Annotated in this window: 23 protein-coding genes; 11 read left to right on the top strand and 12 right to left on the bottom strand. The window is 62.5% G+C overall.

What is annotated here, in order from left to right; translation table 11 throughout:
* Positions 1-8: 8 nt before the first annotated feature.
* The 8 genes from NFJ07_RS12550 to NFJ07_RS12515 all read right to left on the bottom strand — a co-directional run bounded on the left by NFJ07_RS12550 (position 9) and on the right by NFJ07_RS12515 (position 7,829).
* Positions 9-683 carry a cysteine hydrolase family protein gene (locus NFJ07_RS12550; RefSeq protein WP_269994773.1) on the bottom strand — a complete coding sequence of 225 codons (675 nt, stop codon included), beginning with the start codon at positions 681-683 and terminating at the stop codon, positions 9-11.
* A 104-nt stretch (positions 684-787) separates the two neighbouring features.
* Positions 788-2,380 carry an ABC transporter substrate-binding protein gene (locus NFJ07_RS12545; RefSeq protein ID WP_269994772.1) on the bottom strand — a complete coding sequence of 531 codons (1,593 nt, stop codon included), beginning with the start codon at positions 2,378-2,380 and terminating at the stop codon, positions 788-790.
* Between the two features lie 73 nt (positions 2,381-2,453).
* The gene (locus NFJ07_RS12540) at positions 2,454-3,269 is read right to left on the bottom strand and encodes an MBL fold metallo-hydrolase (protein WP_269994770.1); all 816 of its coding nucleotides are present in this window, start codon (positions 3,267-3,269) and stop codon (positions 2,454-2,456) included.
* A 9-nt stretch (positions 3,270-3,278) separates the two neighbouring features.
* Entirely contained in the window at positions 3,279-4,103 is an 825-nt protein-coding gene (locus NFJ07_RS12535) for a hypothetical protein (RefSeq protein WP_269994768.1), read from the bottom strand.
* A gap of 63 nt (positions 4,104-4,166) precedes the next feature.
* Positions 4,167-5,228 carry an ABC transporter permease gene (locus NFJ07_RS12530; RefSeq protein ID WP_269994767.1) on the bottom strand — a complete coding sequence of 354 codons (1,062 nt, stop codon included), beginning with the start codon at positions 5,226-5,228 and terminating at the stop codon, positions 4,167-4,169.
* Positions 5,225-6,037: an ATP-binding cassette domain-containing protein gene (locus NFJ07_RS12525; RefSeq protein ID WP_269994766.1), complete on the bottom strand. Its 813-nt coding sequence runs from the start codon at positions 6,035-6,037 to the stop codon at positions 5,225-5,227. Before NFJ07_RS12525 ends, NFJ07_RS12530 begins: the two co-directional genes overlap by 4 nt.
* A 2-nt stretch (positions 6,038-6,039) precedes the next feature.
* On the bottom strand, positions 6,040-6,930 hold the full coding sequence (locus NFJ07_RS12520) for an ABC transporter ATP-binding protein (protein ID WP_269994765.1): 891 nt from the start codon (positions 6,928-6,930) through the stop codon (positions 6,040-6,042).
* The gene (locus NFJ07_RS12515) at positions 6,927-7,829 is read right to left on the bottom strand and encodes an ABC transporter permease (RefSeq protein ID WP_269994764.1); all 903 of its coding nucleotides are present in this window, start codon (positions 7,827-7,829) and stop codon (positions 6,927-6,929) included. Before NFJ07_RS12515 ends, NFJ07_RS12520 begins: the two co-directional genes overlap by 4 nt.
* A 272-nt stretch (positions 7,830-8,101) precedes the next feature.
* Between NFJ07_RS12515 and NFJ07_RS12510 the strand changes: the two genes are divergently transcribed.
* The 6 genes from NFJ07_RS12510 to NFJ07_RS12485 all read left to right on the top strand — a co-directional run bounded on the left by NFJ07_RS12510 (position 8,102) and on the right by NFJ07_RS12485 (position 14,428).
* Positions 8,102-9,079 carry a branched-chain amino acid transaminase gene (locus tag NFJ07_RS12510; RefSeq protein WP_269994763.1) on the top strand — a complete coding sequence of 326 codons (978 nt, stop codon included), beginning with the start codon at positions 8,102-8,104 and terminating at the stop codon, positions 9,077-9,079.
* A gap of 48 nt (positions 9,080-9,127) precedes the next feature.
* A complete protein-coding gene (locus NFJ07_RS12505; RefSeq protein WP_269994761.1) occupies positions 9,128-10,033 on the top strand; it encodes an acetamidase/formamidase family protein in 906 nt (301 codons plus the stop codon).
* Between the two features lie 33 nt (positions 10,034-10,066).
* A complete protein-coding gene (locus NFJ07_RS12500) occupies positions 10,067-11,491 on the top strand; it encodes a dihydroorotase (RefSeq protein WP_269994759.1) in 1,425 nt (474 codons plus the stop codon).
* Between the two features lie 161 nt (positions 11,492-11,652).
* On the top strand, positions 11,653-12,651 hold the full coding sequence (locus tag NFJ07_RS12495; protein ID WP_269994758.1) for an aldo/keto reductase: 999 nt from the start codon (positions 11,653-11,655) through the stop codon (positions 12,649-12,651).
* Between the two features lie 152 nt (positions 12,652-12,803).
* On the top strand, positions 12,804-13,418 hold the full coding sequence (locus NFJ07_RS12490; protein WP_269994757.1) for a PepSY domain-containing protein: 615 nt from the start codon (positions 12,804-12,806) through the stop codon (positions 13,416-13,418).
* A 122-nt stretch (positions 13,419-13,540) separates the two neighbouring features.
* Complete coding sequence (locus NFJ07_RS12485) at positions 13,541-14,428, top strand: helix-turn-helix transcriptional regulator (RefSeq protein WP_269994755.1); 888 nt, start codon at positions 13,541-13,543, stop codon at positions 14,426-14,428.
* A gap of 413 nt (positions 14,429-14,841) precedes the next feature.
* On the opposite strand, the gene NFJ07_RS12480 is transcribed toward NFJ07_RS12485, so the two are convergent.
* Entirely contained in the window at positions 14,842-15,129 is a 288-nt protein-coding gene (locus NFJ07_RS12480) for a YciI family protein (protein ID WP_269994753.1), read from the bottom strand.
* Between the two features lie 38 nt (positions 15,130-15,167).
* On the bottom strand, positions 15,168-16,814 hold the full coding sequence (locus NFJ07_RS12475) for a putative bifunctional diguanylate cyclase/phosphodiesterase (RefSeq protein ID WP_269994751.1): 1,647 nt from the start codon (positions 16,812-16,814) through the stop codon (positions 15,168-15,170).
* Positions 16,815-17,068: 254 nt separating this feature from the next.
* Between NFJ07_RS12475 and NFJ07_RS12470 the strand changes: the two genes are divergently transcribed.
* Positions 17,069-17,692 carry a PadR family transcriptional regulator gene (locus tag NFJ07_RS12470; RefSeq protein ID WP_269994750.1) on the top strand — a complete coding sequence of 208 codons (624 nt, stop codon included), beginning with the start codon at positions 17,069-17,071 and terminating at the stop codon, positions 17,690-17,692.
* Positions 17,693-17,771: 79 nt separating this feature from the next.
* Here the strand turns inward: NFJ07_RS12470 and NFJ07_RS12465 are convergent, their stop codons facing one another.
* Positions 17,772-18,245: a GNAT family N-acetyltransferase gene (locus tag NFJ07_RS12465; protein ID WP_269994749.1), complete on the bottom strand. Its 474-nt coding sequence runs from the start codon at positions 18,243-18,245 to the stop codon at positions 17,772-17,774.
* 104 nt (positions 18,246-18,349) lie between these two features.
* Here NFJ07_RS12465 and NFJ07_RS12460 point away from each other — a divergent pair, with 104 nt between their 5' ends.
* The 4 genes from NFJ07_RS12460 to NFJ07_RS12445 all read left to right on the top strand — a co-directional run bounded on the left by NFJ07_RS12460 (position 18,350) and on the right by NFJ07_RS12445 (position 24,318).
* Positions 18,350-19,591, top strand: a complete 1,242-nt coding sequence (locus NFJ07_RS12460; RefSeq protein ID WP_269994748.1) for an amidohydrolase — start codon at positions 18,350-18,352, stop codon at positions 19,589-19,591.
* Positions 19,588-21,006 (top strand): dihydrolipoyl dehydrogenase family protein, encoded by a 1,419-nt coding sequence (locus tag NFJ07_RS12455; RefSeq protein ID WP_269994747.1) that lies wholly within the window; start codon positions 19,588-19,590, stop codon positions 21,004-21,006. The genes NFJ07_RS12460 and NFJ07_RS12455 overlap by 4 nt, the downstream gene beginning before the upstream one ends.
* A gap of 649 nt (positions 21,007-21,655) precedes the next feature.
* A complete protein-coding gene (locus NFJ07_RS12450) occupies positions 21,656-21,961 on the top strand; it encodes a hypothetical protein (RefSeq protein WP_269994746.1) in 306 nt (101 codons plus the stop codon).
* A gap of 164 nt (positions 21,962-22,125) precedes the next feature.
* Positions 22,126-24,318 carry an amylo-alpha-1,6-glucosidase gene (locus NFJ07_RS12445; RefSeq protein ID WP_269994744.1) on the top strand — a complete coding sequence of 731 codons (2,193 nt, stop codon included), beginning with the start codon at positions 22,126-22,128 and terminating at the stop codon, positions 24,316-24,318.
* A 286-nt stretch (positions 24,319-24,604) separates the two neighbouring features.
* Here the strand turns inward: NFJ07_RS12445 and NFJ07_RS12440 are convergent, their stop codons facing one another.
* Positions 24,605-25,366 (bottom strand): GntR family transcriptional regulator, encoded by a 762-nt coding sequence (locus NFJ07_RS12440; RefSeq protein WP_269994742.1) that lies wholly within the window; start codon positions 25,364-25,366, stop codon positions 24,605-24,607.
* Between the last annotated feature and the right edge of the window lie 10 nt (positions 25,367-25,376).

Below are 25,376 nucleotides of genomic sequence, written 5' to 3'. Positions count from 1 at the left end.
CGGATGGCTCAGGAGGTGCTGGCTGTCTCCCAGACAGCAATTGCTTCATCGAGGGTGCAGACGTCGTGCCGGGCCCGCATGACGGTCAACGCGGCGTCGTGCACCACCGTGTCGTAGGCTCCCACCGCATCCTCGAGCAGCACGGCATAGAAGTCGTTGTGCACGGCGTCGCGCAGGGTTGCTTCCACGCAGCCACCGGTGGAAACGCCCACGAACGCCACCGACTCAATCCCTTGGCTGCGCAGCAGCAAGGCAAGTTCTGTGGCGATGAAGGCGCTGGGGCGTCGCTTGGTGATCACGACTTCCCCGTCTTCGGGCATGCAGGGTTCGCAAAATTCCGTCGCGGGGTCCCCTTTGGTACTGAGCTTGCCGAGGTCGATGGGGCGGCCGTTCGCCGCGGTATAAAGGGCGCGCAGCCACGCCGCCGGCGAGCTTGCCCCGTCAGGGAGGTTCTCGACGCGAATGTGGAAAACCGGCACCCCGTTGGCACGTGCCGCGTCGATGGCGCGACCGCACTTTTCGACGACGGACGGCATCATGGTCATGTCATGCCCGGAATCCCCAATCGCGCCACCGTGCGAAACAGCTCCTACCTGCATGTCGATGACAACCAAGGCAGTGGTGGCAGGATCGAGCAGTTCCTGGAGGGTGTCGCGGACGGGTTTGCCGCAGATTTCAATCATGGTCTTCTTCCTTCACGGGGATGGGGTCACAGGGATTCTGGGGTCGGGTGAGTTCTGGCCGGCGGTCGCGCCGCCGGCCAGAACTACGTGCTTCACAGGGTTTGCTACTTGCCCAGACCGGCGAAATAGACCTGGTCGTTCGTGAGCGGTACCGCCCCTGTCAGGGTGTCCTGCTTGACGATCAGGTTCCGGACCTGCACTAGCGAGAGAATCGGGGCTCCCTGGTCCACCAATCCAGCCATCTTCTTGAGCAGGGCTGTCCGCTGGTCCGTGTTCGTGCTCGGGGTGGCGGCCAGCTGAGTCCGAGTGGCATCGAATTCAGGATTGGACCATCCGGTGCTGTTGCTCGGAGCCCCGGTGGAGTAGAACGCGTAGGTGTAGAACGCGGGATCGGCGATGACGATCGGCTCGGAGTACAGGACGGCTTGGAAGCGGCCGTCGATGAGCGCTGAGGAGAAGTCGGTCGGGCTCGCCACGTTCAACAGCTGCACGGTGATACCGACCTTCGCCAGCATGGATTGGATGAGGACGGCTGAACTCTTCGCGACTGGGCCCGGGCGGCTGACGCTGTAGCTAAGCGTCAGGGGGAACCCGTTCGGGTACTGGGTCTGCGCGAGCAGCTTCTTGGCCGCCTCGGGGTCGTACTTGTAGGTGGGCGAATCCTTCACCGTGGGAAAGATCGAGCCCGCCGGGTCCGCGAGGCCGGCGTAGGCGCCCTTGGCCAGGGCGGCGCGGTCGATCGCCATGGAAACTGCCTGGCGAACCTTCTCATCTGCCAGAGGACCGGTCTTCGTGTTGAACATCATGGTGTCACGGGTCTGGCTAGTGCACTTGAGAACACTGACTCCACTGACACCGGTCATGGAGCTGTATTGGTCATATTCGAAGCCGTTGGCAATCTGGGCCTCGCCGGTCTTCACCAATTGGGTCCGGGTCGCGGTGTCGGGAACAGCCTTGACCACAACCCGCTTTACCGAGCCTCGATCGCCTCCCCAGTTCGGGTCCGCGGTCACCGTCAGGGACGTGCCGGGGGTAAACTCCTCAAGCTTCCAACCGCTGTAGTCGGCCAGGTTCTTAGAGAGCCACTTGTTTGCCGTGGGGTCATCCGGCGTGACGTGAAGTTTCGCTTCCTTGCTGTCGTGGATGTAGAAGAGATTGTTCTGCAGCGACTCGAGCGTGTATGACGTCATCCCAAGGGTGTTGAGTTCAACAGTGCGGTCGTCGATCACGGTGACGAGGTTGTCCACGTTGAATCCGCTGCTCTTGAGCGTCCCCTTCATGACGGGCTGTCGCACCATGCCAATCGCCAGGCTCCATTTCACGTCCTCGGCCGAGAGCGTGTTTCCAAACTGGCTTGTCAGCTTCCGTAGCTTGACGATGACCCCCTTGCCGTCCGGGGCGGGTACGGCACTCTCGGCGAGCCGACCGGTGACCGCGGTAGACGGCGTCGAGCATGATTCGTCATCGCTCGCGCCGGTTTTGTACTCCAGCAACTGGGAACCGAGGCCGCTGAGCACCACGTGCGATGCGCTGCCGCCCCACGGGGCGGGGGTGAGACTGTCGGGGAGGGCGCCGACTGCGATGACCACCGACTCCGGTTTGGCCACCGCTGCGGTGGGAGTGGCTCCCCCGCATCCGGTGAGCGACACAGCTGCCGCGGCTGCGACCCAGCCGAGCAATATACGCGAATTCTTCATAAGCCTGGTTCCAATTTCTGTACAGAGGGAAAGGACGTGTTACGAGTAGTGCGCTGCTGATGTGGGCAGTGGATTAGTAACGGTAGGCGTGCTTGTGGCCGGCCCGGATGATGGGCGCCACCTCCGGTATATTGGTGATCACGTTGCCGTGGGTGGGCGCTACGATCTTGACCCCAAGGTCATCCATCAGCTTGCCGACGCGGTCGTAAACCTGGTCGGCGTCGTTGGCGAATCTGGCCCAGTACAACGCGCTGCCGGTGAAGAAGGCTGCGTTCTCGACCGCGATTGGCGCCGAGAGTTCATCTGTTGTCAGGCCACATTCGCCGGGGAGGTGCACCGGATCCTCATCATCGAGTTCCGGGCGGTGCATGTAGCAAAAGCCGTCGGCCGTGAAAAGCACGCCCGACTTCGGCACAAAGCCCCATTGGGTGTTTGGCAGGTCCCTGATCATCGCCTCGACGATCACGAATTCATATCCGCCGCCGAGATCTACCTTGTCCCCGGGAACCCGGGCGTGAAGGTTGGGAACGATCTGGGGATAGAAGAGGTGGTAGTCCCGAATGTCGCCAACAACCTTGATGTCCGGGTACTTCTCGACGAGGCGGGGAAGGTTTCCCGTGTGCGGAAGCTCCGGATGCGTCGGGAAGACGTAGCTCAGCGGCTTGTCCCCCAGCAACCCGTCAAGGGTTTCCGAGATGATGTTCCAGCTGGAGGGGTTGCCCGTATCAATGAGGATTGACGACTCGGTCCCTTGTGCGAGGTACGTGGAGGTGTGCCCGTGGATAACGCGGTCCTGGAGGTGGAACGGCAGGCACGAGCTCATCCAGGTGACGCCGTCGGCTACCTCACGCGGAAGGTCGCGGCTCATAGTTTCTACTAGTTCTTCCATGGGATTCTCCTAAGCCTTTTCGGGTGCCAATGCGGCGAGCATGAAATCAAGGTGCCGGCGGACGAGCTCACGCCCGCGGATCACGCAGCCACGGGAAGGGGCGATGGTTTCAGGGGCCAACGTCTCGAACTTGTCCGAGAGCCATTCCCGAAGCGGCTCGCACGTGGCCCGCGGGATCCACTCGTATTTCGCGTAGAGGTGCTCCGCGACCTGCTTGGCCGTGGTGGTGTCCTGGGCTAGCGAGTCAATGATGCGGGAACCGTCCGGACTCGTCATGGTTCCGTGCGTGAAGGTATCGGAGGTAAAGATGGTTCCGGTATTCGCATCCCAACCCCAGAAGGTCGGGAGGAGCCGCAGGAGCGGCGACTCGATGGTCAAGTGACGGCCGGGCGCGACCTCGATCTCGGGGGTGCGGGCCATGGAATCTCCGCCCTCTCCCTTCTGGTCGATCTGCTGCCGACGGCCACGGAGCGCGAGGCGGCTGAGGTCATCGAAGGCATCGAAGGGGTTGATGGCGCCACCGGTGAAGAGGCGCTCGATGTCGAATTTCCCGGCGATAGGTTCCAGGTTCGAAACGCAGTCCATCTCGCTCCGCGTGAAAAACATGGAGAGCCGGCCGTCGTCGTCGAGCAGCTCAACCAGGTCATCGAGGATCTCCTGGCTGTGGACTGCGAGCCCGGTGTCGACCAACAGCCGGCCGGACCCCTCACTGAGGAGATAGCAATTCGACGGCTGGAAGCCGGTTGCTCCGGCCGGTACCCAGCTCACGCGACCGTCGAGCGGAATGGTTCCACCGAGGGCGATAACTTTATCTTCATGAACTTTAGTGAACATATCTTCAATCTATTGAAGTCAGGAGTTGTCTGTCAAGACTTCTCGGAGGTGGCTAAGGGTTTCTTAGGAGATGGCTGTTGGCGTTGCGCCCAGGCGCCGCTGACGGCGTCCGGCCACGGCTTTGCTGCGTGTACGGGGGTCCAGAAGGGTTATCAAGGCGTCGAGAATGACATAGCCGAGCAAACTGGTGGTTCCCATGATGAGCACAAAGCCTTGAATAACGGGCACGTCGCCTTTGAGCACGCCGTCGAGCGACCAACCGCCCACTCCAGGCCAGGAAAAGACACTTTCCACAATTGCCGCTCCGCTGAGGGACGCGGCAAAAAGAAGTACCAAGTAGGTCATGAGTGACCCGCGAATGTCGCTGAGGGCATACCGGAACACCTGGCCGGGACGTAGTCCGCAGGCCCTCGCAAACTCGATTTGTGGTGATTGGAGCACCTGCAATAGTCCTGAGCGCACTGTCTTTCCGAACGGGGCCGCGAAGAACAAGCCCATAGTGACGATGGGAAGGACGGCGCGGCCGAGGATTGACGAAAACGTTCCCCACTGGCCGGCAATTATCGCGTCAAGAGGGATTGATCCCGTGACGTGCGGCGGAGTTATTTGCGCACTGGAGAGCATGCCGATCGGCGCGGGCGCGATGCGCAGTTGTTGATAGAAGACAAACAGCAGCAAGAGGGCCAGCACGAATTCCGGCATGGCCATGAGGATGGATATCCAGAAAGTGAAGGCCTTGTCGGCGAAGCGTCGGTAGCGATAAGCCGCGAACGTTCCGCTCGCCATGCCGACGATGAGGGCCAAGGCGAGCCCCGGCACCAAATAGATCAAGGTATTGGGGAGCCTGGTCAGGATTTCGCTGGATACCGAACTGCCGGTGAAGAGGGAATGGCCAAGATCGCCGCTCAGGGTTCTGGACATGTAGCCGAGGTAGCGGTCCCAGAAAGGCAAGTCCAGGCCAAGTTCCGAGTGAATGCGGGCGACGTCTGCCGGAGTTGCGTATTCACCCAGAAGGGCCACCGCCGGGTCGCCGGGAAGAAGGGATACGAGGCCAAAACTGAGGGTGATGAGGCCACACAGCAGTAAGGCTGCAATCACGAGCCTTGAAATGATATAGCGGATCATGAAATCTGCCCCTGGGAATTCGTAGTGCCAACGACGGCGGAATAGGGAACCACCGGCAACGCAGCGGAAATGAGCGACTGCGTATAAGGGTGCTGCGGCGCCATCAAGACGTCCTGGGTGGGGCCAACCTCGACGATTTTGCCGCGATGCATGACAGCCACCGTGGAACAGAAATGCCGCACGGTTTCGATGTCATGCGAAATGAATACATAGGTGAGGCCCCGCGAAGCCCTGAGGCGCGCGAGGGTACGCAGGATCGAGGCCCGGATCGTCAGGTCCAGCGAGGACGTTGGCTCGTCCAGGACCACCAGGCTGGGATTCGTGACGAGGGCGCGTGCGATGCCTACGCGCTGTTGCTGCCCCCCGCTCAGGTTTGCCGGACGCCGGTCCATGAAATCGGCCGAGAGGCCAACCTCCTCCAAGGTCGCCAAGACTCGCAACCGCCGCTCGGCTCGGTTGCCCATCCGGGCAACGATGAGCGGCTCCTCGACGATCTGCCGGATCGTCAGGCGCGGGTTCAATGACGCGAAGGGTTCCTGGAAGACGATCTGCCAATGGCGCCGCTTCCGGCGGAGTTCGCCACGGCCGAGGGCCAGCACATCCTGTCCCTCGATGACGACCGATCCGGAATCCGGCTCGGTCAGTCTCAAGATCAAGCGGCCGAGCGTTGACTTGCCGGAACCACTTTCGCCGATGATGCCGAGCGTCTCGCCGGCTTCCACGGACACGGTAATTCCATCAACGGCACGCGCTTCTCCATGGGGAGTGCGGAAAATCTTCGTGACATCCACGAGTTCAAGGAGCGGCATTCTCAAGACCTCCGGGCTTCGGACAATTGGACCTTCGGGGAGTCTGGCGTTTCCGGCTCCGCAGTATCCGCTTCTTCCGCGCTCCCTGGGACGTATTGCGTCTCTTCTTCGGGACGCACCACGGAGTTGAGCAGGGAGATCGTGTAAGGATGCTGCGGACGGACGAAAACGTCCTCAACGGGTCCTTGTTCCACGATGTTTCCGCGATACATGACAAGCACGCGGTTGCAGTATGCGGCCACCACCCCGAGGTCATGGGTCACAATCAGCATCGAGCGGCCGCTCTCGATCGTCAGGCGGCGAAGGGTGTCAAGAACCTGGCGCTGGACGGTGAGGTCGAGCGCCGTCGTCGGTTCATCAGCGATCACCAGCTGCGGATTGAGGTAAAGCGCCATGGCGATGACGACGCGCTGCGCCATGCCGCCGCTGAGTTCATGCGCGTAGCCGCGCATCACGCGCTCCGGATCGCGGACTCCCGTCGATTCCAACAGCTGCAGTGCCCGGCTGCGCTCCGAGGCATCGACCTTCACTCCGTGCGCCTTGGCGATATTGGCAAACTGCTTTTCGATGCGGGTCACCGGGTTCAGGGCGCTGAACGGATTCTGGGCAATGAATCCGATGTCCTTTCCCCTGATTTGGCGCATCTCCCGTTCGGGCAGGTCCAAGAGGCTGCGGCCAGCGAAGATAACGTTGCCCGCGGACACCTTGCCCGGCGGCATCAACAGCTTGGTGATGGAACGGACCACCGTCGATTTGCCTGATCCGGATTCACCGACGATCCCGACAATCTCGTTGTCCTGGACCTCAAAGGAAACGCCGTGCAATGCCGGGACCACACCCCGGGGCGTGTGGAACTCGGTTTCGAGTTCCCGGACTTGGAGGGTCTTGTTCATCGGGTGTGCTCCACTCGTTCCATCTTGTTCTCAATGGCGCCGGCAATGATGTTGAGCGAGCCGATGACCAGGAGGAGGGCCAGCGCGGGAAAGGCCACGGCCCACCACTGGCCCCGGATGAGCATGCTGACGCCGTCTTCGATCATTGCGCCCCAACTTGGCTGGGGCGGTTTGACGCCGACGCCGAGGAAGTTCAAAGCGGCAATCGTGCTCAGGGCGCCGGCAGTGGTCAGCGTGGCTTGCACGAGGATCACGCCGTAGGCGTTCCTGAAGATGTGGTTGAAGGCCACCCGGATGGGCGAACAGCCGATGGCCACCGCTGCCTCCACGTACCTTGACGAGCGGAGCGAAATCGCCGCTGCACGGGACAAGCGAACAAAGCGCGGAGCCGCAACCAGGGCTATGGCGAGGATGACATCAGTGGCTCCGCCGCCCATGAGCTGGATAGACACCACCGCAATCACGATGATGGGGAGCGCAGCGAAGGCGTCGACTACGCGCATGATCGCCTCGCCAGCCACGCCGGTAGTCGCGAACAGTCCCAAGGGAACGCCGATGACAAGGGCAATAGCCGTCGCCGCCAGCGAAATGGGAAGGTCGAGCCTCGCCGATTCAATCGTCCGGGAGAACACATCCATGCCGTTGCCGTCCGTGCCGAACCAATGAACGGAATTGGGGGCCAGGGCCATGGATTCCACGTCCGGTTGCAGGGGGTTTTGGGGAAGGTGGAGAAAAATCGCCGCAAGTGGGAGTCCCACAATGATGCCGGCAGCGACGACGGCGAGGACCGCCCCTGATCGCTTGTACGCCCAGGCCCTGCCTTGCTTGGCCAAGCTCGACGCACGTCCGCCCAGGGACGTCACTGGAGTCCGGGACTCGACTGTCGTAGTTTCACTCAATTGGCACTCGATCCGGTTGACGGGTGTGGGTGAGAGTCATCTTTTGACTGGCGCATCCGGGCTCCAGCCACTCGACATCCTGCCGAGAATTTGCATATCGAAGTTTCATCACTTTATTGAAGTCCTTGATCGAGTGTCAATGGTCACTGTTGACAGGACCATCAACCATCTTCATTATGGTGACAACACCGACAGTAAGATGAAGACGGATGTCAACCTTGGTTTGAAGCCGAGCCCCTGATCTGTTTTCCGAACATGATTTGGAGACAACAATGACCAATCTGAGTGAATCCGCAACTGTGACCGACATCAAAGCGCCCGCATTCGAGCCCAGCGTTCGCTATCTGCTCCGTGACGGCGAACTGGTGGAGTACGCAGATGCCAAGCTCCATGTCCTGAGCACCACGTTGAAGTACGGCGTCGGCGTATTCGAAGGGTTTCGTGCCTACTGGAGCGATGAGGACCAGCAGCTCTACGCCTTCCGGGTGGCCGACCACATGCGCCGGTTGATTGACTCGATGCGGGTGGTGGAAATCGACGGGCCGCGCGACATCGGCGTTCTGAGCGAACAATTGCTGGGCCTTGTCCGGGCGAACGAGCTGCGCGGGAACCTCCACATGCGCGCACAAGTATTCGTCGACTCGAGCGATGGCAAGCCGGAGGACACTGGACCGGTCACCGTATTCATGGCGGCCATCCCCATGGGCAACTATTTCGGGGCCAGCGGACTGGACGTGCAGATCAGCAGCTGGGCCCGCCTGTCCGACCGCTCCATGCCGCCCAGGGTCAAATCGATCGCCAATTACCAAAACGGACGCCTTGCCATGCTGGAGGCCCGACGCAACGGGTACGACGCAGCCCTCCTGCTGACCGAGGACGGTCACGTTGCCGAAGGTGCAGGCTACAACGTGTTCATGGTTCGCCAGGGCCGGCTATGCACACCCCCTGCAACGGACAGCATCCTGGAGGGAATAACCCGGGACAGCGTCTTGCATCTGGCCCGAAACGTGCTCGGCGTCGACGTCGACATCCGGGCAATCGACCGCACGGAACTCTACTCGGCTGACGAAATCTTCGTGTGCGGCAGCGCCGCCGAGATCAACCACGTCTCTTCCGTGGACCGCACGCCGATCGGCGACGGAACTGCCGGCGAACTCACCCGCCAACTGCAGCAGGCCTACCGGCAGGCCGTCGTCGGACGAGTAGCCGCCGATCAAAAGTGGGCCCTGCCCGTCTACCCCACCGCATAACTCCACCCCACCGCACACCACAGTTCGGCACAGAACGAAAGGGGCAGCATGCTGAACATGCTCCATGCAAGCCACGAATCGGCGTCGGGATCCTTTGACCGCGACGCTGTCCCCGTGATTGAAGTAAGCCAGGGCGAGCAGTTCTCCCTCGCCGCCCGGAGCCTACTGACTGGCGGCCTGTTCGAAAGCACCGGCGAGTACGAGAAGTTGTCGATCCCGGTGACCGGGCCGGTGTCGGTGCGCGGCGTCAATCCAGGAGACACACTCCGCATTGATGTCCACGAGATCCGGATCGCTGATAGGGGCGCCATGGTCACGCTTCCTGGGCGCGGCGGTTTCACCGGTGGGTTGGGCCGATCCGGCCGGGTTGTCGACATTGTGGACGGGAGTGTCCGGTTCGACGACGACATCCGTATTCCCATCCGGCCCATGATCGGCAAGATCGGCGTGTCACCGGCCGACGGGAATCCGAACTCAAGCACGGTTGGGACGCACGGCGGCAACATGGACTGCAAGGACGTGACCGCCGGTTCCGCCGTCATCTTGCCCGTCCAGAGCGCGAACGCCTTGCTCTACGCCGGCGACCTTCATGCAGTACAGGGCGACGGCGAGTGCTCCCTCACCGCCGTCGAGGTCGAGGGCAGCGTTGTCCTCTCCTGCCACGTTCTGGCCGGGGTCACCGTCAAGCGGCCGGTGGTCTTGTCCGGGGGTTCCGTCATCACGATCGGCGACGGCGAGACCCTCGACGACGCCGCGCGGCTGGCTCTCGACGACATGCTCGAACTCCTGCAGGCGGACCGGAAGTGGACCCGCGAGAAGACGGCGATGCTGATGAGCGCAGCCGCAGATGTTTCCGTGTCCCAGCTCGTCAACGCCCGCGCCTCGGTAAAGGTCTCCCTCGCCGCCCGCTACTTCACGTCCGCACCGTTTTCCCTGAACCCCCACCAAAACTGAACCCTCACCAACACTGAAAGGCGCGACCCCCTGATGCTTGATCTCGTTCTCACCAACGGCCTGGTCGTTACCCCGTCCGGCGCCAAAACCCTGGACATCGGCATAGCGGGGGGCAAGATTGTGTCCCTTCGCGAGACTGGCCTCGGCCCCACGGAGGAGGCAACACGTACGGTCGATCTCCGCGGCCAGTTGGTTGTCCCCGGCGGCGTGGACCCGCATGTCCACACCAACTCCGTTCTTCCGACGGCGGCCGAAAGCGGAATCAAGTGTTTTGGCCCTGACCGGGTGAGCGAGGGCGCCATCTACGGTGGCACCACCACCCTGGTGGACTTCGCGCATTGGCAACCCGGCGATGAGCTCTCGGAGTCCTTTGCCCGCAAATCGGCCGAGTGGGCAGGGTCAAGCTACACCGATTACGCCTTGCACGGCACGTTCAAGGAACCGGAGATTCCGTTCGAAGTGCTCGAACAGATTCCCGACGCCGTGGCGGCCGGCCATGGAAGCTACAAGGTCTGGATGACCAACACCACCCCGACGCGCCCCAAGCAGAAGACGGACCTCGGCAATATGTGGGGGCTCATGCAACAAACAGCCCAGGCCGGAGCAATGCTCGCAGTGCACGCCGAGGACGACGACATCGTCATGTACGCCTACAAGCAACTGCAGCGCGAAGGCAGGATCGGGCTGGAGAACATGCACCACGCCCACAACAACCTCTCGGAAAAGTTGTCCTTCCAACGGGTCATCACGCTCGCCGAGCACGTCGGTGCGCCCATCTACCTCATGCACGTCAGCGCCCGCGAAGGCGTGGACGCCATCCGTGAGGCGAGGGGGCGCGGTCAAGCGGTCTACGGGGAGATCCTCCCCCATTATGCGTACTTCACGGCCGAAGACTACAAACAGAAGAACGGCGCGATTTACCACACCTACCCTTCGTTGAAATCGGAAACCGACCGCGACTCCATGTGGGAATCGCTGCTCGAAGGCTCACTCAGCACCCTGGCAACCGACGGCGTGTGCACGGACCTCGAGGTGAAGACCCGCGGCAAGACCATTCTTGACGCCACGGGCGGTCATGCCGGCGTCGAGATGCGCATGGCCGTCGCGTACACCGAAGGGGTGGCCAAACGCGGGCTCGATCTCACCCGCTTTGTTGACATCACCTCCGCAAACGCGGCGAAGATCCTCGGGTTGTACCCGCAGAAGGGCGTGATCGCGGTGGGCAGTGACGCCGACTTGGCGGTCCTGGACACCACAGTCAAGCGGGCCATCCACGCTGAGGACCTGCACGAGGCCGACTACACCCCGTGGGACGGATACGAGGTGGCCGCATGGCCCAGCATGACGATCCTCCGCGGGCAGGTCATGGTTGAAAACCGCGAGCTGAAGGCAGAAGCTGGAGGTTCGCTGCTCAAGCAGCATGTCTCGAGCGACGTTCGGAACCGGCCGGCCTGCTGACAGGCAGCGCCCGACGGCGGCGGACCGCCGTCGTCGGGGGTTCCCTCCTGAGAGAGGTAATGACAGGGACTCCCTGCCAGTACTGACGTATCCCTAGTGTTGACGGCAAGGCTGGACCTTGAATTCACGACACAGGGGTTCACGACACAGGAGGACGAACGATGGAAAAGCGCACACTGGGCACCAACGGTTTGGAAGTCTCCGCAGTCGGACTGGGCTGCATGAGCATGACCGGTGGATACAGCGACAAACCGGACCGGCAGGAAATGATCTCGCTGATGCGCGCCGCCGTAGACCGGGGCGTGACGTTCTTCGACACTGCCGAAATCTACGGACCCTACGCCAACGAGGAGCTTGTGGGCGAAGCCCTCGCCCCGTACAAGGGTCAAGTGGTGATCGCCACTAAGTTCGGTTGGGACATCGATCCCGCAGAACGCAAGCCGAGCGGGCGCGTGAGCAGCCGCCCCGAGGTCATCAAGGACGTCGTGGACGGCTCTCTGCGCCGGCTCGGCGTCGACGCCATCGACCTCTACTACCAGCACCGGGTGGACCCCGACGTTCCCATCGAAGACGTAGCGGGTGCGATCAAGGAGCTGATCGAGGCCGGCAAGGTGAAGCACTTCGGCATGTCCGAAGCATCCGCAGGAACAATCCGCCAGGCGCATGCCGTCCAGCCCCTAAGCGCTGTCCAAAGCGAATACTCCCTCTGGTGGCGCCGCCCCGAGGAGGAAGTGCTGGCCGCGTGCGAGGAACTGGGCATCGGTTTTGTCCCCTACAGCCCACTCGGAAAGGGCTTCCTGACAGGAACCATTACCGCGGCCACGAGCTTCGATGCCGGCAACGACATCCGCAGTACCATCCCCCGGTTCGCGCCGGAAGCGCTCCAGCACAATGCCGCCGTCGTCGAACTGCTCGCGAACATCGCCGAACGCAAGGGTGCCACGCCCGGCCAGATCGCCTTGGCATGGCTCCTGGCGCAGAAGCCCTGGATCGTCCCGATCCCCGGCACGCGCAAGCTGCACCGCTTGGAGGAAAACATCGGCGCCGCCGTCGTCGAATTGTCCGCCGCGGAACTCAGCGAAATCGAGGACGCTGCCTCCAAGATCCAGGTGCAGGGCGGGCGCTACAACGACGCCGCGGAACGGATGACCAACCTCTAGGCATTCGCGTGGTGCCACGCTGCCGGATCCTGTGAGCCGGGCGGAATTGTCACAGTTCAGGCACAGCACAGGTATAGAGGCGCCAAAGTGTGGGGTTCGAGGGTGGATATAGCTTCGAACCCCTCGGAGTTGAACCTCTAAGGAGCAACATCGTGAACAATGTCCGGAAAATCGCAGTGGGCGCCGCCCTGATTGGCGCCGTCGCGGGCGGCGGAGCCCTCACCGCCATGGCCCTGCCGGCCAACGCCGCAACTACTAACACGTCGACCGCCAGCCCATCCGCCCCCGCCACGGACGGCGGCACGCACGGTAACGAAACGGCCCTGACCGGTGACACCGCAACCAAGGTCAAGGCCGCCGTGCTGGCCGCCAACTCCGGTGCCACGGTGGAAAACATGACCACCGAAGACGACGGCAGCGCCGCCTACGAAGCCCACATCACCAAGTCGGACGGCACCCACGCCACCGTCAAGCTCGATGCGAGCTTCAAGGTCACCGCAACCGAAACCGGCGGCCCGGGCGGCGGAAAGGGCGGCCACGGCAACCACGGTAACGAAACCGAGCTGACGGGTGACACCGCAACCAAGGTCAAGGCCGCTGTACTGGCCGCCAACTCCGGCGCCACGGTGGAGAACATGACCACCGAAGACGACGGCAGCGCCGCCTACGAAGCCCACATCACCAAGTCGGACGGCACCCACGCCACCGTCAAGCTCGATGCGAGCTTCAAGGTCACCGCAACCGAAACCGGCGGCCCCGGTCACTAACCCCCAGCCAAACTAACCAGTGTGGGCGGATACGGCACCCAGCCGTATCCGCCCATAGCTGGCCGCGAGCGGTGTACTGACAGGACCTCCCACACGTGCACCGCCCGAAGTAGCCTGAATCCATGGACAGTCGAAACGATGTGAGTGAGTTCCTGCGCTCCCGCCGGGCCAAAGTGACACCCGAGCAAGTGAACCTCATTGTGGGTGCCAACCGCCGGGTGCCTGGGCTGCGGCGGGAAGAAGTCGCAACCTTGGCTTCAGTCAGCGTGGACTACTACGCGCGGCTGGAACGCGGCAACCTCACAGGCGTCTCCGACGAAGTGCTCGAATCGATTGCCCACGCCCTCAGGCTGGACGAGGCCGAAACCGCTCACTTGTTCGATCTCGCCCGCGCCGCGCAGCCCGGGCCGGCCCGCCGCCGTCGGGCAGTCACGCCTGCGCAACAGGTCCGCCCGAGCCTCCAGCGATTCATGGACGCGATCACGGGTGCCCCGACGTGGGTGCGGAACGAGCGCATGGATCTCATCACTGCCAACCCGCTCGGCCGCGCCCTTTACTCGCCTCTTTTTGCCGATCCCGTCCGGCCCGTGAACAACGCCCGGTTCGTGTTCCTCAACCCCGAGTCACGCAACTTCTATCCCGATTGGGAGCAAGGCGCGAACGACATTGTCGCCACCCTCCGCAGTTACGCCGGGCGGCAACCGCACAACAAGGGCCTGAGCGATCTGGTCGGCGAGCTCGCCACCCGAAGCGAGGAATTCCGCACACGCTGGGCCGCCCACAACGTCCGTTACCACCGAACCGGCACCAAGCGCATGCACCACCCGGTGGTCGGGGATCTCGAACTCAGCTACGAGGCCATGGAACTGCCGGCCAACCCCGGGTGGACGATGTTCGCCTACACCGCGGAACCCGGGTCAGCGAGCGACGAGCGCCTGAAACTGCTCGCGAGCTGGGCGGCGACCACCGCAGTTGAACTGGCTGCGCCGGCGTCGATCTCCGAAGGGTAGGACCGCCAGTCCTAGGAAAAGCAGGGAGCGGCACAGTTGCTGACATCATCTTCCGGAGCGCTTAGCGTATTTAACAGAACCTTGAACGACGGCGGTTCCGCCTTTGAGTATTCGGGTTTCTTCCAGCCGCAAACTGATTTACCAGTTCAGGCTCCACGCTTAGATGAGAAGAAGATAACTATGGAATTTTCGTTGATGATGGCTTGCGCAGTCATCAGCATCGTGAACAATGACAGCCGCAGTGCCCTGCCGGGGGCACCGGTTGTTCCAGCACGTCCGGCAAGACGCCTGCGGCTGGCTCGGCTGCGGGGTTGGCTCGCGACCGCATTACACCGGGCGGCGTGGGGAATCGAGCCTAAGGTTCCGGCGTTCGTGGAGACTTGCCGGTGAGGTGCCCGGACGTTGACCGAATGTCAGGCGGGATCCTGTGAGCTGAACATTACTGCGTTCCATTCCCGGATCTCGCTGGGTACTGCCAGCCCTTCCAGGACGAAAGGATCGCCCGCGATGAACTGCTCCGCCCTTTCCTTGCTGGTGAAGATGCCCATCGAACCGTTCACGGCGGGATTGTTGAAAGTTCCGATGCCGATCAGGCCGCCCTCGGCAGCGAACGCCTGCATATATTCAACGTGCCTGGGGTAGACGGCCTGGAGCCCCGGAAGTGCCGAAAGATCCGAGCTGTAGAAGACGACGAATTGCATTGTTAGCCTCAAATGTCGGGTTCACTCATTAGTTGTACTCAATGTCGTTCAATGACCATCCTAAATTCCGAGGGAGCCAACGGCCGAGAGATCAAATACCCCTGGGCTGTGTCGCAGCCCAGATCGCGCAAGATATTCAATTGCTCCTGGCGTTCCACTCCTTCGGCGGTTACCCGGACCCCCATGGCGTTGAGGGTTTGGATCAGCCCTCGGACAATGGTCGCAGTGTGCGGTTCACTATCGATGTCCCTGATGAACGCTTTGTCGATTTTCAGAGTGGTCAGCGGAAGGACCCGAAGCATGGCCAGGGACGAATAGGCGCTCCCGTAATCGTCCAAGGCGACACCAAGGCCCATGTCGATCAATTCCCGCAACTGCGATGCCACGGAGGGGACGTCCACTATCGCCGTTCCTTCGGTGATCTCAATTTCCAGCATCCGGGCAGGAATTCCATGGCGGTCCAAGGCGGCTCGGATTTCGGACGGAAGAGTTCCGCCCGCGAATTGGACCGGGGATACGTTCACGGCGATGTTTCGAGGCGTGCCGGCGTCAATCCAGGAGCGGGACTGGGCGCAGGCCTGGTCCAGGACCCACGCCCCGATCCTGCGGATCTCCCCGGTATGTTCTGCGAGCGGGATGAACTCATCCGGGGCCACTGGACCGATTTCCCGATCGTCCCAGCGCAAAAGCGCTTCGACGCCGGCGTCCTCCCCGGTCGCAAGATCCAGGACTGGCTGGTACTGGAGGGTCAGCGCCGAGTCGTCAACGGCAGAGGAGAGCCGACGCCGGATGTGCGCCTGGCGTGCGAACGGTGCCGGTTCTTGGCAGGGTCCGATGCGGCCGATGCGTCGCTTGCCTTCCTGCTTGGCCCGGAGCATCGCGCCGTCCGCGTGCCGGAGCAGGACTTCGGGACCTGCGAGCATGTCCTCCGCAATGATGTCGACTCCCAGGGCCAGTCCGATGGTCGCACTGATGTGCAGCTCGCAACCGTCGAGCGCGAAAGGCTCTTCCAGGCTGTCCAGGATTCCAGCGGCGACCGCGAAAGCGGAGTCCTCATCGACGTCGGTGAGAAGCACAGCGAACTCGTCGCCACCCAGGCGCATCAGGGAGCCGTGGTTTCCGGCGCTGCGCGCCAGGCGCCGGGCGAACTCTGTGAGCACGGCGTCACCGGTGCGGTGGCCGTAGGTGTCGTTGACCGATTTGAAATCGTCGAGGTCAATGAACAGGATTCCGACGCCGGGCAGCCCGGCGCTCGCGCCGATGTCAGGGCAATGCTCTTCGAGCATCCTCCGGTTGGGCAACCCCGTGAGGGGGTCGTGAAGTGAGGCGTGGCGGAATTGCGCGGAAACGGCGGCAAAGATGTCCGATACCGTGACAATCCGGGGGCCCGTGGCGCTCAGAACCAACAGATCCTGATACCGCTCGTACTCAGGCCTTTCCAGGACGGCTTGCGCAGCGGACTGCAGATCCAAGTCGGCAGCCATGGACGAGCCCACGGCGGGCAAGAGTTCCGAAGCCGTCCTTCTCGTGTTCAGTGCGCGCCCGTAGCCGAGCCGGCCGGTCAGCATGAACTCCAGATGGTCCCGAGTCAGTAGCCCGAATGATTCGCCCTGTTCTGATTCGCCCTGTTCTGATTCGCCCTGTTCGACCACGACTGCCCTGAGGCCGCGGTCATTCCTAAACATGGCATCAATCTCCGTGGCCGAAACGGTACCAGGCACAACGAGGGCCGCCACCCCCAGGTCCCCTAAACAGGACGGAAGTGGACGCAAGAGGGAAGGCACCGGGCTACCGCCTTTCGAACACACGATCTTCTTCTTACCATCCGGACATGAACCGGCTCTTGTTTAACGACACTCAGCGATATATCGTTAACTATCGCAGAACAAATTGCGAGCCTCAGGGCAACTCACAAACACACTGAAAGGACGATGCCGTTATGAAAGGCATTCACGACAACAAGCACACAGATTGCGGTCCAGATATGGAACGCTTCGGACGCGGCCGGAGCCGTCGCGGACCCCACGGACACGGCGGATTCGGACCAGGCCGCGGGTTTGGGCCAGGCCGCGGTTTCGGACCGGGGTTCGGGCCGGGGTTTGGACCAGGCTTTGGTCCCGGCGGCCCGCGTCGAGCCAACAAGGGCGACGTTCGTTTCGCGATCCTCTCCCTTCTGGCCGAAGCGCCATCCAATGGATACGGACTCATCAAGACGATTGCCGAGAAGACGTCCGGATCATGGCGCCCGAGCCCGGGTTCCGTCTATCCGACGCTGCAGCAGCTCGTTGACGAGGAGCTCATTACACCCGTCGGCGAAGGCCGCCGCACCGAGTTCACACTCACCGATGCCGGAAAGGCGTACGTGGCGGAGCACGCCGAGGAGCTGGAAAATGCGTGGAACATCGATCCAGAGGGGTCAGGACCCGCGTTTCACCAGAGCGTTGCAAAGCTCATGGGGGTTATCCACCAATTCCGCTTCGCCGCAACCGACGAACAGCGTACGGCCGCGATGGAAAAGATCGACGAAACCCGGCGAGCGCTGTACCACATCCTCGCTGACTAGTACCGCCCTTCCGAAGCCGCGATGCGTGACTCTCATTCTGCTCGCAGCTTCGGAAACGTCCTGCTGGCGTGCCGCTCGTTCAGAGGCGGAGTTCCATGAAAGCGCTATTTGGATCCAGTGTGTAGTCGGCAAAAGGTGGGCACTCGGTGAATCCATTGCGGACATACAGGCGCCGTGCGGGAGCGAAATAGTCCTCACTTCCTGTCTCCAGGAAGATGCGTTCGTAGTTTCGACTTCGGGCTTCGTCCACGATGTGCTTGAGCATAAGGGTAGCGACGCCGCGCCCGCGCGCACCGGCCGTGGTGCGCATGGACTTGATTTCGCCGTGCTTCGCTGAGCCGTCCGGGGAATCAATGAGTTTGAGCGCGCCACACCCGAGGAGGGTGCCGCCGTCGCGGGCCGTCCAAAACGTGATCGACGGTTCGGATAGCGCCGAATGATCCAGTGCGTGGACACTTTCGGCCGGCGACGTAGCGAACATGTCAGCCAAGTGCTCGCTCAGGAGTTGGTGAACGTCCGCACGCGCGGGATCGTCGGGCTCAACGTGAATCATCGCCTCAATTTACACTCCCCCGGTTCGGTTTCCGGGTCTATGCTGGGTTTCCCGGTTGCGCCGGCTCGCCAGGCGCCCCGAACTGCTACTGAGAGCGATGGTCCATGAGCGGTTGCGAAGCAGTCCTGGCAGACCTTGAAGCAGAGCTCGGCTGGATCCGGGATACGTACATTGACCTGCATAGACACCCCGAGCTGAGCCTCAAGGAGCATCGGACTTCGAAGCTCCTCGAGGGGAAACTCGCAGCGTTCGGCTATGCCGTAACCCGCATCGGGGGCACCGGCGTCGTCGGGATCCTCGCAAACGGGGACGGCCCAACGGTCCTTGCCCGCGCAGACACGGACGCGCTACCCGTCGCCGAGGCCACGGGGCTGCCATATGCGTCCGCCGTGGACGGCGTCATGCACGCGTGCGGGCACGATTTGCACGTCGCTGCGCTGCTCGGTGCGGCCAAACTCATGGCCGACGGGCGTACGGCATGGTCCGGGACGTACATCGCGCTTTTCCAGCCCGGCGAAGAGATCGGGGCCGGATCCCAAGCAATGGTCGACGACGGACTCGTCGCCAAAGTGCCGCGGCCCGACGTCGCCTTCGCCCAACATGTGATGCCGATCCCGGCAGGGATGGTCGCCACCACGGCCGGGCCGGTCCTCTCGGCCGCGGACTCGCTCAAGATCACCGTGTACGGGAAGGGCGCGCACGGCTCCATGCCGCACATGTCCGTTGACCCCGTGGTGCTGGCCTCCTCGATCGTGCTGAGGCTGCAGTCCATCGTCTCGCGGGAGACGAAACCCGGCGACTTCGCGGTTGTCACGGTGGGGGCGCTCAACGCCGGAGCGACGTCGAACATCATCCCCGACCGCGCCACCCTCCTGCTCAACATCCGCACTTACGACACCCAGGTTCGTGCGTCCGTTCTCGCGGCAGTTGAGCGGATAGTCAAGGGCGAGTGTTCCGCCGCCGGATCACCGCAAGACCCTGATTTCGAGTACTACGAGCAGTTCCCGCTCACCAGCAACGACCCGGCGGTGACAGAGAAGGTCCGGGCCGCATTCTCTGCACACTTCGGGGAGGACTCAGTGCGCACCGCATACAGGCAGACCGCTTCCGAGGACTTCAGCCGAATTCCGGACGCCTTCGGTGTGCCATACACGTTCTGGCTCCTGGGCGGTGTGGATCCCGCAACGTACCGGGCCGCCGTCGAGCGCGGAACAGTAGCCCAGGACATACCTGCCAACCACTCCCCTCTCTTCGCGCCGGTGATCGACCCGACTCTGTCCATGGGCGTCCAAACCCACGTGGTCTCAGCACTGTCTTACCTGGCCACGGAAGGCGCAACACCATGAGCATCGAGGATGTGGACCTGTTGGTGGTCGGCGGTGGAAAGGCCGGGAAAACCCTGGCGATGGACCTGGCCCGGGCCGGCAGGAAAGTTGCGATGATAGAACGCTCGATGATCGGGGGGACGTGCATCAATGTCGCCTGCATCCCCACCAAGACCCTCATCAACAGCGGCCGGGTACTGGAAACGGTCCGCCGGGCCGCCGAATTCGGCATTTCCGGGGCCGAGGATCCGCTCATGGACCTCAAACTGCTACGCCACCGCAAGGAAGACGTCGTGGAGACCATGGTCGGGGGCCAGCTATCCTCCTTCGTTGGATCGGGAATGGACTTCATTCTCGGCGAGGCGAAGTTCGTCGCTCCCCGAACGGTCGAGGTGACCCTGAACGACGGCGGCGTGCGCACTCTGCGCGGCACCGACGTCGTACTGAATCTCGGTACCGAACCGCTCCTGCCGGCCATCGAGGGCCTGCCGGAATCGAAAGTGCAGACCAGCAACACCCTGTTGAAACTGGAATCCCTGCCTGAGAGCATCATCGTCCTCGGCGGCGGATATGTCGGCTGCGAATTCGCGGACCTGCTCAACACCATCGGGGTAAGCGTCACTATCGTCCAAAGCAGCGGGCAGCTGCTCCCTCGGGAGGACCCGGACGTTGCCGCTGCCATCGAGCAGAACTTCACGGACGCCGGCATAACCGTGCGGCTGGGCACCAGGGCACAAAGGATCAGCCGCGCCGCAAACGGGGCCGTTACCCTGACGCTCACCTCCGGTGACGCAGTCACCGGAGGTGACGCAGTCACCGGAGGTGACGTCCTGGTGGCGGTGGGACGCAAACCAATGACCGACGGCATCAATCTCGAAGGTATCGGCGTGGAACTCGACCATCACGGATTCATCAGGGTCGATGATCAGCTGCACACCACTGCGGAAGGAGTGTGGGCAGCAGGCGACGCCGCAGGGACGCCCCAATTCACGCACGCTTCCTATGACGACTACCGCGTGTTGAAGACCAACCTGGCGGCGAGGAACGGCGTTGGCAAGCCGCGCAGCACCGCCGGCCGGCTGATTCCCTACTGCGTGTTCACCACTCCCGAGCTTGGTCGTGTTGGACTGGGCGAGCGGCAGGCCCGGGACGCCGGCTACAAGGTCCGCATCGCGAAAATGCCGGTTTCGGCCATTCCCCGGGCCCGGACCGTGGGACACCTGGAGGGTGTCTGGAAAGCGGTCATCGACCGCGAGACCAACAAAATCCTGGGCGCGGCCCTGCTGGGCGTCGAAGCCAGCGAAGTCATTGCCGTGGTGCAGATGGCAATGCTGGCCGGACTGGACTACACCGCTGTGCGCGATGCCATCATCACCCATCCGACCATGGCAGAGGGCCTGAACCTTCTGTTCACGCCAGCCTTCCTCGAAGACTGAGCAACGGACGACGGCGGGGCCTCCCGCCGTCGTCCCATGCGTTAAGTGACGCGGCAGTTAAAGTGACTCTGCCGTTAAGTGACTCGGCCGTTAAGTGACTCGGCTCAGGAATACCACTGCCACTCAGGCGGGGCCCAGCCCGGGGGAACCTGGTGATTGTCGCCTGTACCGCATCTGGGACAGCTGTAGCTTGCCGACGGCGGCCGCAATCCGCTGCCATCAACGGCATAGACCGCCGGAACATACTCATGGAATGTCAAAGGAAACCCCGGGCCGCACCGCCCACAAGCCGGAACCCTGGGCAGCGCCGCGGGGACACAGGGACGATGAGTAGCCATTCGATGTCCAGCACGAGCAAGCGTCATGTTTCTCCCTCACGTCTTCATCATTCGGGAATCGGCGTCGGCCAGATCCCGCGTTCAAAGTTCATGCCCGAACGCCCACATCGTGCGGATAAACCCAACGGGGCAGCCAGCGGGTAGTGGGTCAAACCCTATGCCAGGATTCCCTTAAGGGCCATGGGCCAGTCAGAACAGATGGTTCGCAATCAGTTAAGAGCTCGGCGGAGGTAACTGTTGCCTGCGTCACATCCACCGTTTAGTCTTTGTTCCGGGCCGCAGCGTCGCGGTTCCTGATCGGAAGAGGACTCATGACCGAAAAAATCCGGCTTCTCGTAAAAATGGACATCGACGGTGCCCAGGTCCGCATCACAGCCCATGGGCATCTAACCGCCCGGAGCCTCCACGCCCTTTATGTCGTCGCGAGGCGGGCCAACGCACTCATGCACGGTCTGGCCCTTGAAATCGACATCAGCGGGGCCAACGTCGACCCCGCGGCCAGGGAAGCGCTCCGCCGCTGCTCGCAATCCCGCCGCCTTCCGGCCCTGATCGATCCCCAACAGTCAGATGTCAACATCTCCGTCCGGTCATCGGGTGGCGCCGTGATGGCCGCCTGAATCCGGGCGGCCGAACCGCGGGTCCTCTGGGGCGCATTTGACCAAGCGCCGAAGTCTAGCTTGGGAGGGCAAGCAAGCGTACCGTCAGTTGAAGAAATTGCGGTGACGGCAGCCCTTTATCGGCAGGTAAAGGCACTGTTTGTAGTTTCCTAAGGGGAACCACCATGGCAGGGTGGAATGCTGACACAGCGGCAGGGCCGCTGGGGGCCGGAACGGTCACTTTGGTCGAGGGATCGTCCTTCTGCATTTCCTTGCCGAACGGGGACATCAATGCCGAACATCCGCATGGTCTTTTCGTCCAGGACGCCCGTATCCTGTCCGGCTGGAGCCTGACGGCTAACGGCCAACTCGTTGAGCCGTTGGCCGCGGAGACGAAGGAGCCGTACAGGGCGCTGTTCGTCGGAAGGGTACCCCGCTCCGACGGCTACGCCGACAGCCCGCTGATCGTGGAGCGGCTGCGCGAAGTGGGAGCCGGTCTCCAGGAGCAGATCACGGTTCGCAACTACTCCCTGGAACCGGCCGAATGCTTGATTTCCCTGAGAATTGAGGCGGACTTTGCCGACCTCTTCGAGGTTAAAGAAGCACGGATCCAGCGGCGCTGGAACGAAACCCGCAAGGTTGACCGCGATGCGCTTACCATCCGGGCCGCGTGGCAGGAGATCCGGAAGGGCACGGTTGTACAGGCACCCGGAGCGAACATCACGCCGGAAGCACTCACCTACCAGGTGACCGTCCCGCCACACGGCCATTGGAGCACTATCGTGACCGTGCTGCCCAGCATCGAGGGAGCCGTTTCCGCGTCGGCTTTTGTGCACCCTGGCGGAGACGGATTGTCCCCCCGGGACCGGCGCCGGCAGGACTGGGTGGCGAAAATTCCGGTGCTGCACATTGGCAACCGGTCGATTGAACGGACGTTGAGGCGCAGCTACGACGATCTGGGCGCCCTCCGCATCGAGGACCCGAACCACCCGGACCGGGTGGTGGTGGCCGCCGGTGCGCCGTGGTTCATGACGCTGTTTGGCAGGGACTCGTTGTGGGCTTCCCAAATGGCGCTTCCGGTGGACCCGTCCCTGGCCCTTGGCACACTGCAGACGTTGGCAGACCACCAAGGGACAGTGGTAAATCCGATGACCGAAGAGGAACCAGGCAAGATCCTCCACGAGGTCCGGCTCGATGTATCCAGCGCGTTATCCCTGGGCGGCAAATCAACCTACTACGGCAGCGTGGATGCCACGCCGCTGTTCGTCGACGTCCTCGGATCAGTTAGCCGTTGGGGTTTCGCAAAGGACACCATCACTGCGCTGCTGCCCCACGCGGACCGGGCGCTCGACTGGATCCGGGACTACGGGGACAAGGACGGCGATGGCTTCGTCGAGTACCAGCGCCTCAACGACCAGGGGCTCATTAACCAAGGCTGGAAAGACTCCTGGGACGGCATCAACTTTGCCGACGGGACCCTGGCCGAGCCGCCGATCGCGCTCTGCGAGGTCCAGGGCTACGTCTACGCCGCGTATACAGCCCGCGCTTGGATGGCGTACGACGACGGCGACACGGAGCTGGCGAACGAACTATCCGATCGTGCGGAACAGCTGAAGAAACGGTTCAACGAGGAATTCTGGATCCCCGAACGCGGCTACTACGCCATCGCCCTCGACGGCAAGAAGCGGCAGGTTGACGCCTGCGCTTCGAACATGGGTCACTGCCTTGTTTACGGTCTCGTGGATGAAGACAAGGCCCCTCAAGTGGCCGAACGGCTGATGTCCCCCGAGATGTTCAGCGGCTGGGGCGTGCGCACCCTGGCAAGCGACATGGGCGCTTACAACCCTGCCAGCTACCACAACGGTTCGGTCTGGCCCCACGACAACGCCATTGTCGCAGCCGGACTCCTCCGCTACGGCTTCGTGGCCGAAGCGCAACGGATCGCCACCGGCATGCTGGAGGCGGCCGAATACTCCGACGGCCGCCTACCCGAGCTGTTCTGCGGCTTCGGCAGGGACCAGCTTGCGGCACCCGTCCCCTATCCGACGGCGTGCTCGCCGCAGGCCTGGGCGGCGACCACACCGATCCAGTTGGTGACGAGCCTCATGCGGTATGACACCCACGTTTCCCGCGGTGGCGTCTGGTTGGATCCCGTTCTCCCGGAGTCCTATGGAGACCTGCATATCACCAACGCGCCCTTAGGTAGTGGCCGCATTACCATCGATATCGCCAATTCCGTTCCATCCGTCCAAGGACTGCCCGAAGGGATGAAGTTCCATCGGGGATACCGTCCGTGGATGACAGAACTGGTCGAGCAGGCCGACCGCCGCCGAAAGGAGCTCACTGTCCAAGAGAAGCCTGGGAGCGCCACAACGTGAATGGCTTACTGACTCTGTAGTTGAGGCCTGTGTCTTCACGAGGCACCCACACTTCAAAGTACTCGCAGCGTTCAAATAGCTTCCGCCTCCCGGTGTCATCCTGAACCCACACAATGGCGCCGTCCTTTGTGACACCGTCGATCGTGCCGCGCGCCATTGTTTGGCCGTACTGGACTATTTCGGCAGTGGCACCATCGATGGAAGTCCAGTCGTCAACCCGCCGGCGCTTGCTGTCTTTTGCGTACATGGTCTTGCTGTTGCCTCTCGTCCTGGCCGCGCCTTGTAGCTAAGGCTCGGGGAAGAAGTTCATCCGGTGCAGGGCTTCGACCGCCCGGACACCATTGACTGACAGGTGGTTCTCCATGGCGATTCGAGCAGCCTGGGGATCACCCTGGCGGAGGGCATCGAGGATTTCGTCGTGCTCGTCGGCCGCCTGCTTGTCCCAATCGGGAATGATCTCGCCGAAGTGAAGGGACATGGTCTTGGAAAGGATCCGAATGACGGACATCAGGCGGTGGGAACTGCCTGTGCCATTGATGATCTTGTGGAACTTGAAGTTGCAGTCTTCTTTTTTCTCCGGGTCTTTCGCCGCACGCATGGCTTCGTTGATCGCTGTGAGCTCCTTGAGCTGCTCACCCGACAACGTCTTGGCTGCACGAGCGGCGGCCATTCCCGCCACTTTTCCGAAGATCTCGTAGTGATCAAGGATGTCCTCGGGTTGCAGCGCCTGGACGAAGTACCCTCGGCGCGGATAGGACTTGACCAAGCCCTCGCCTTCGAGGGTTATCAAGGCTTCCCGGACTGGGAGCTGGCTGATCCCCAGTTCTTCAGCGGCTGTGACGAGATCGATCCGGACGCCAGGCTTGAATTCACCCGAAAGGATTCTGTTGCGTAGGCTTTCCGCCACCTCTTCGCGCAGATTCCTGCGGGGCTTTAGGGGACGCTGCGGCGGATAATGGGGTGCGGTGGTCATGGACTCAGCGTATTTCACTGCCGCCCTATTGACCTCGGCGTCGTGGAGATGCGGGCGGGCAACTTCGGTGCCCACCCGCTTGCCC

The organism is Arthrobacter sp. B2a2-09 (assembly GCF_027587375.1).
Taxonomy (GTDB): domain Bacteria; phylum Actinomycetota; class Actinomycetes; order Actinomycetales; family Micrococcaceae; genus Arthrobacter.
This window is presented reverse-complemented; position numbering and strand designations above follow the sequence as displayed.